The organism is Marilutibacter aestuarii (assembly GCF_006546775.1).
Lineage (GTDB): Bacteria > Pseudomonadota > Gammaproteobacteria > Xanthomonadales > Xanthomonadaceae > Marilutibacter > Marilutibacter aestuarii.
The window spans coordinates 1-6,236 of record NZ_VICE01000036.1 but is presented as its reverse complement, the minus strand read 5'-3'; the positions used below and the strand labels follow the sequence as shown (position 1 = coordinate 6,236).

The window sequence follows — 6,236 nt, the reverse complement described above, 5'->3', positions numbered from 1 at the left end:
AGATCAAGATCAAGATCAAGATCAAGATCAAGATCAAGATCAAGATCAACGGCAACGGCAACGGCAACGGCAACGGCAACGGCAACGGCAACGGCCGCACGTCGCGTAGCCCGGGTAAGCGAAGCGCACCCGGGGCCCCGGAATGGCCAAGGCTGGATCCCCGTCTCGTAGGGTGGGTAGAGCCAGAGGCGAAACTCACCGTCGCGGGATTGCACGCACGACGGACGATGGGCTTTGCTTCGCGCAACCCATCCTACGAAGCCGTGGAGCCCGGTGGTCTCCGGGGCGAGAGGATCAGGGTCGAGGGCGCCAGCAACATCGACGAACCCGCCTGGGGCCGGGCGCGACGCCGGTGGGGGATGCCGTGGGCGGGGCGTGGGGCGCGGCGGCGCGCCTACAGCGGCGGGGCGGACAGTTCGCGGGCGTCGAGGAAGCCGTTCTTGTCCTGGTCCTGGCGGACGAAGGTGCGCGCGAGCTTCGCGCGGTGGTCGATCAGGCTGACCGGCTTGCCGCGGCCGCCGGGCAGCTCGTCGACGCTGAGGGTGCCGTCGCCGTCGGCATCCATGCGCTCGAACGCATAGCTCATCCAGTCCTGGTACTCGGCCAGCGACACGCGGCCGTCGCCGTCGCCGTCCATCCGCGCCAGGTATTCGCTGGTCGCCTGCACCTGCGCGTGCGTGGGCGGCATGAAGAGGGCGGGTGCCAGGCAGGCGCCGATGGCGAGGGCGAGGCGAAGGATCGGGGTCATGCCGCGCAGGCTACCGGAAACCGCGCCGGGACGGCGGGCCGCCCGGCCCCGCGTTCGGCTGGAGGTCGGGAAGCGACGAACCCCGGAAACGAAAGAGCCCGCGACGGGCGCGGGCTCTCCTGGACGATGGCGGCCCGGCTCAGTGACGGGCCGGCGCCAGCGCATAGCCCTTCAGGCGCGCCGAGAAGGCCTGCAGCGAATGGATGCCGCTGGCCTCGGCCTCGGTGCACCAGGCATGCAGGCGCTGCAGGGTGGCCTGGGCGTCGTGCGAACGGTCGTCGAGGACCTGCGCCAGGCGCTGGCGGTACTCGGCCAGCGTGGCCATCTTCGGGCGCTCGGCCAGCCAGGCCTGCAGGCGCGCGCGCTTGCCGTCGTCCAGCCAGCGGCCACCGTCGGCCAGGCCCTTGCGCATCGCGCGGGGCAGGGTATCGCGTCCCTCGCGCAGGGTCGGCAGGGTGACGTTGCGGTAGAAGTCGGTCATCGCCTGGAAGCGGATCGCCAGCAGCGCCTTGAGCGTCTCGCCGTCCGGCATCGCGATGTTCGGGCGTACGTCCAGGGTCGGGGCCACGCGCAGCACCTTGGCCAGGCGCAGCTTCTCGAAGGTGCGGATGGTGGCCCAGCCGATGTCGAACTCGAAGCGGCGCAGGGCGAACTTCGCCGAGCTCGGGAACGCGTGGTGGTTGTTGTGCAGCTCTTCGCCGCCGATCCACACGCCCCAGGGCGTCAGGTTGGTCGAGGTGTCCGCGCTCTCGAAATTACGGTAGCCCCACCAGTGGCCCAGGCCATTGACCACGCCCGCCGCCCAGAACGGGATCCACGCCATCTGGATCGCCCAGATCGCCACGCCGGCGAAGCCGAACAGGGCGAAGCTGACGAACAGCAGCAGGGTCGGCCCCATCGTCGCGTGCGGGGTGTAGAGGTGGCGCTCGATCCAGTCGTCGGGGCAGCCCTTGCCGTACTTCTCGATCGATTCGCGATCGCTGCGCGCTTCGCGGTACAGCTCCACGCCGCGCCAGAACACGGTCTTGATGCCCTTGACCTGCGGGCTGTGCGGATCTTCCTCGGTCTCGCACTTGGCGTGGTGCTTGCGATGGATCGCCGCCCACTCGCGGGTGATCATCGAGGTGGTGAGCCAGGTCCAGAAGCGGAACACGTGGGCGACGGCCGGATGGAAGTCGACCGAGCGGTGCGCCATCGAGCGGTGCAGGTACAGCGTCACCGAGAAGATCGTGAGCTGGGTGGCGACCAGGAAATAGATCACCAGGGTGCCGAAACCGGCCTGCAGCAGTCCGCCGGCGAGGAAGTCGAGCAGTGAAGCGGGCATTTCAAACTCCGAGGACCGCGGTCCTGTTGGGCGACGCCGGCCGCGGCGCGGTCGGACGGTGGATACCTGAGGGTGCTCCCCGGGACCATCATGCCACCCGGATGTGTCCGTTCGCGCCCGTATGGGCGGCGTCCGTACAGGAAACGAGATGGTATGCGCGGAAGCGGAAAACAAGCCGCGCCCCGTTCAGGAAGCCGCCCGGCCCGCTGCCCGTGCCACGGGCCTTCCAGTACGCTTGCCGCATGCCCGAACTGCCCGAAGTCGAGACCACCCGTGCCGGCCTGGCCCCGCACGTGGAGGGACGTCGCGTGGACCGCGTGGTCCTGCGGCGCCCCGACCTGCGCTGGCCGATCCCGCCGGAGGTGGCGCGGGCATTGCCCGGCCAGCGCATCGACGCGGTCCGCCGGCGCGCCAAGTACCTGCTGATGGACACGTCGGCCGGAGCGGCGATCCTGCACCTGGGCATGTCCGGCAGCCTGCGGGTGCTGCCTGGCGAGACCCCCCTGCGCGCGCACGATCACGTCGACATCGGCCTCGACGACGGGCGCGTGCTGCGCTTCAACGACCCGCGCCGGTTCGGTGCCCTGTTGTGGCAGCCGCCCGGCGAGGTCCACCCGCTGCTGCGCGGGCTGGGCCCGGAGCCGCTGTCGGACGCGTTCAGCGGCGACGCCCTGTTCGCCCTCAGTCGCGGCCGCAAGGCGCCGGTCAAGGCCTTCCTGATGGACCAGGCGGTGGTGGTCGGGGTGGGCAACATCTATGCCGCCGAAGCGCTGTTCAGCGCAGGGATCTCACCGCTCCGGCCGGCGGGCGGGATCTCCCGCGATCGCTACCGTCGCCTTGCCGCTTCGGTGAAGTCGATCCTCGCCCATGCCATCCAGCGCGGCGGCACGACCCTGCGCGATTTCATCAGCCCCGACGGCGCCCCCGGCTACTTCGAGCAGGAGCTGATGGTCTACGGTCGCGGCGGCGAGGCGTGCCGCCGTTGCGGCGGCACCCTGCGCGAGGCCAGCATCGGCCAGCGCGCCAGCGTCTGGTGCCCCCGCTGCCAGCGCTGATTCCCGTGCTTGCCGCATCCTGAACGCGCTATAGTCCGCGCATGGACATCGAGGACGGCACGCCGGCGCAACGCGCCGACATCACACGGATGCTGGGGGCGGCCCGCGGCGGCGATCGCGGCGCGCTCGACAACGTGCTGGCCACGCTCTACCAGGAGCTGCATTCGATGGCGCGCCGCCAGCTGGCCGGGCAGCACGGGCACACCCTCGACGCCACCGCGCTCGTCCACGAGGCCTACCTCAAGCTGATCGGCCGCCGCGAGGCCCAGTTCGACGACCGCGCCCATTTCTTCGCCTACGCCGCCTCGGCCATGCGCAGCGTGGTCGTCGATTACGCGCGCCAGCGCCTGGCGCAGAAGCGTGGCGGCGACCTGCACCGGGTCACCGACCTGCCCGAGGACCTGGAAGGCGGCGTTCGCCTGGACGAGGAAACCCTGGGCCTGGACACCGCGCTCACGCGCCTGGCGGAAGTCGACCAGCGCCTGGCCCAGGTTGTCGAGCTGCGTTACTTCGGCGGCCTGTCGGAACTGGAGATCGCCGGGCTGCTCGACCGCTCCGAGCGCAGCATCCGGCGCGACTGGCAGAAGGCGCGCATGTTCCTGCTGGCCTCGCTCAAGGACGACTGAGCGCTCGGGGCGGGGAGGTCGGATGGACGCCGAACGCTGGCAACGGCTGTCCCCGCTGCTCGACGCCCTGCTCGAACTCGAGCCCGAGGCGCGGACCCGCCGCCTGCAGGCGCTGCGCGAGGAGGATCCCGGGCTCGCTGGCGAGCTCGAGGGCCTGCTCGCCCTGGAGGACGACAACGACGACTTCCTGTCCGAACCGCTGGTGATGCCGCCGGCCGGCGTCGGCAGCGGCGCGGAGGTCGGCCCCTACCGCCTGGAGAGCCTGCTGGGCGAGGGCGGCATGGGCCAGGTCTGGCTGGCCTCGCGCGCCGATGGCCTCTACCAGCGCCGGGTCGCGCTCAAGCTGCTGCGCCCCGGGCTGACCAGCAACGACCTGCGCCTGCGCTTCACCCGCGAGCGCGAGATCCTGGCGCGCCTCGCGCACCCCAACATCGCCCGCCTGCTCGACGCCGGGATCAGCGCCGACGGCCTGCCCTATCTGGCCCTGGAGTACGTCGACGGCACGCCGATCACGGATTACTGCCGCGAATACCGCGTGCCGCTCGCCCAGCGCCTGCAGATGTTCCGCCAGATCTGCGACGCGGTCAGCCACGCGCACGCCAACCTCATCGTCCATCGCGACCTCAAGCCGTCCAACATCCTGGTCACCCCGGCCGGCGAGGTGCGCCTGCTCGATTTCGGCATCGCCAAGCTGCTCGACAGCGAGGCGCCCGCACCCGAGCAGACCGGTACCGGCATGCGTGCCTTCACCCTGCACTACGCGGCGCCCGAGCAGATCCGCGGCGAGCCGGTCACCACCATGACCGACGTGTATTCGCTGGGGGTAGTCCTGTACGAACTGCTGACCGCGAGCAAGCCCTATCGCCTCAAGCGCCACAGCGACGCCGAATGGGAAGAGGCCATCCTCACCGCCGATCCGGTGCGTCCGTCGCAGGCGGTCATGCGCGACACGGCCACGGCGCACGACCGCGCCGCGCAGCGCCGGCGCAGCCGGGTGCTGGCGGGCGACCTGGACAACATCGCCCTGCGCGCGCTGGCCAAGCGGCCGGAGCAGCGCTATCCCTCGGTGGAGGCGCTGGCACAGGATATCGGCCGCTTCGAAGCCGGGCGCCCGGTGATGGCCCAGCCGCAGCGACTGGGCTACCGCTTCCGCAAGTACGTGGCGCGGCACCGCTGGGCGCTCGCCACCGGCCTCGTGGTGACACTGGTGTTGAGCACCGCCCTGGCACTGATCGCCTGGCAGGCGCGCGAGGCCGTTGCCGAGGCGGCGCGCGCGCAGGCCATGCAGGACTTCATGATCGGGCTGTTCGAGAACGCCGGTCGCGGCCGCGAGGGCGAGCCGCTGGACCTCGACAGCCTGCTCGACGGCGCGGTCGAGCGCGGCAACCTGCAACTGGCGCGCGAGCCGCGGGCACGTGCCGAACTGCTGGGCGTGATCGCCCGGCTGCGCATGGGCCTGGGCGACCAGGCACAGGCGCGGGCGCTGCTGGAGCAGCAGGCCGCGATCATCGCGCAGACCGCCGACATTCCGGCCAGCCTGCGCCTGGAATCGCTGGTGCTGCGTGGACGCCTGGCGCGCCAGGAGGGCGACGCCGCCGCCTGCGTGACCCTGCTGGAGCCGGCCCTGGGCGACGCCCGGCGGGAGCAGGCGCAGCTGCCGCCGCAGACCGCCGACTTCTATTCCGAGCTGGGGCGTTGCCGCCAGGCGACGGGCGCGCGACAGGGCGCCCGGCAGATGTTCGAGCGCGCGCTGGCCGTGCGCCGCGACATGCGCAGCGATGAAGTCGGCACCGTGCAGACCCTCATCGACCTGGCCGACCTGCAGGTCGAGGACGGCGAACTGCTCGCCGCGCTCGCCGGGTACCGGCAGGCGGGCGACCGGCTGCAGCAGCGGGTGGGCGGGCAGCACGGCCTGCAGATCGACATCGGGCGTCGCCTGGCCGGCGTGCAACGCCGCCTGGGGCGGCAGGAGGACGCCATCTCCACCCTGCGCGCCGTCCTGCCGCTCGCCGTCCAGGTCGTCGGCACGGGCCACGAGACCACGCTGGGCGTGCGCGAGCAGCTGGTGGCGCTCTACCTCGACGACCAGCGTTTCACGGACGCCCAGGCGCAACTGGCCGAGATCCATCGCGAGCGCATGCAGCGCCTGGGCCCGGACGATCCGGCATTGATCCAGAGCCACGGCCTGCTCGGGCGCGTGGCCTGGGAGCGCAACGATCTGTCGACGGCGCTGGTGCACCTGCACGACGCGCTGCGGATCGCGCGCACCGCACGCGCGGGACGTGCCGACCAGGAACGCCTCGTCGACGCCCTGCTGCGACTGGCCACGGTGCTGCACGAAGCCGGCCGGCACCCCGAGGCCCTGCCGCTGTTGCAGGAGGCGCGGCAGGAGATCGACGCCATGCCGGGTGCCGACGCGAGCCAGGCCGACCGCCTGCTCGGCGAGGTCGAGATCGCGCTGGGCCGGGGCGACGCCGGCCGCG

At 71.6% G+C, this 6,236-nt stretch carries 5 protein-coding genes; 3 read left to right on the top strand and 2 right to left on the bottom strand.

From position 1 onward, the window contains the following. Positions 1-394: 394 nt before the first annotated feature. Together FKV25_RS03680 and FKV25_RS03675 are read right to left on the bottom strand one after the other, a co-directional pair. Complete coding sequence (locus FKV25_RS03680) at positions 395-748, bottom strand: EF-hand domain-containing protein (RefSeq protein ID WP_141517444.1); 354 nt, start codon at positions 746-748, stop codon at positions 395-397. A gap of 139 nt (positions 749-887) precedes the next feature. Then, a complete protein-coding gene (locus tag FKV25_RS03675) occupies positions 888-2,072 on the bottom strand; it encodes a DesA family fatty acid desaturase (RefSeq protein ID WP_141517443.1) in 1,185 nt (394 codons plus the stop codon). A 242-nt stretch (positions 2,073-2,314) separates the two neighbouring features. On the opposite strand from FKV25_RS03675, the gene mutM reads away from it, so the two are divergent. The 3 genes from mutM to FKV25_RS03660 form a co-directional block, all read left to right on the top strand. Further along, entirely contained in the window at positions 2,315-3,127 is an 813-nt protein-coding gene (mutM, locus tag FKV25_RS03670) for a bifunctional DNA-formamidopyrimidine glycosylase/DNA-(apurinic or apyrimidinic site) lyase (protein ID WP_141517442.1), read from the top strand. Positions 3,128-3,168: 41 nt separating this feature from the next. After that, positions 3,169-3,753, top strand: a complete 585-nt coding sequence (locus FKV25_RS03665; protein WP_141517441.1) for an ECF-type sigma factor — start codon at positions 3,169-3,171, stop codon at positions 3,751-3,753. Between the two features lie 22 nt (positions 3,754-3,775). Continuing rightward, positions 3,776-6,236, top strand: a 2,461-nt coding sequence (locus tag FKV25_RS03660; protein ID WP_141517440.1) for a serine/threonine-protein kinase, incomplete at its 3' end; no start/stop codon positions are given.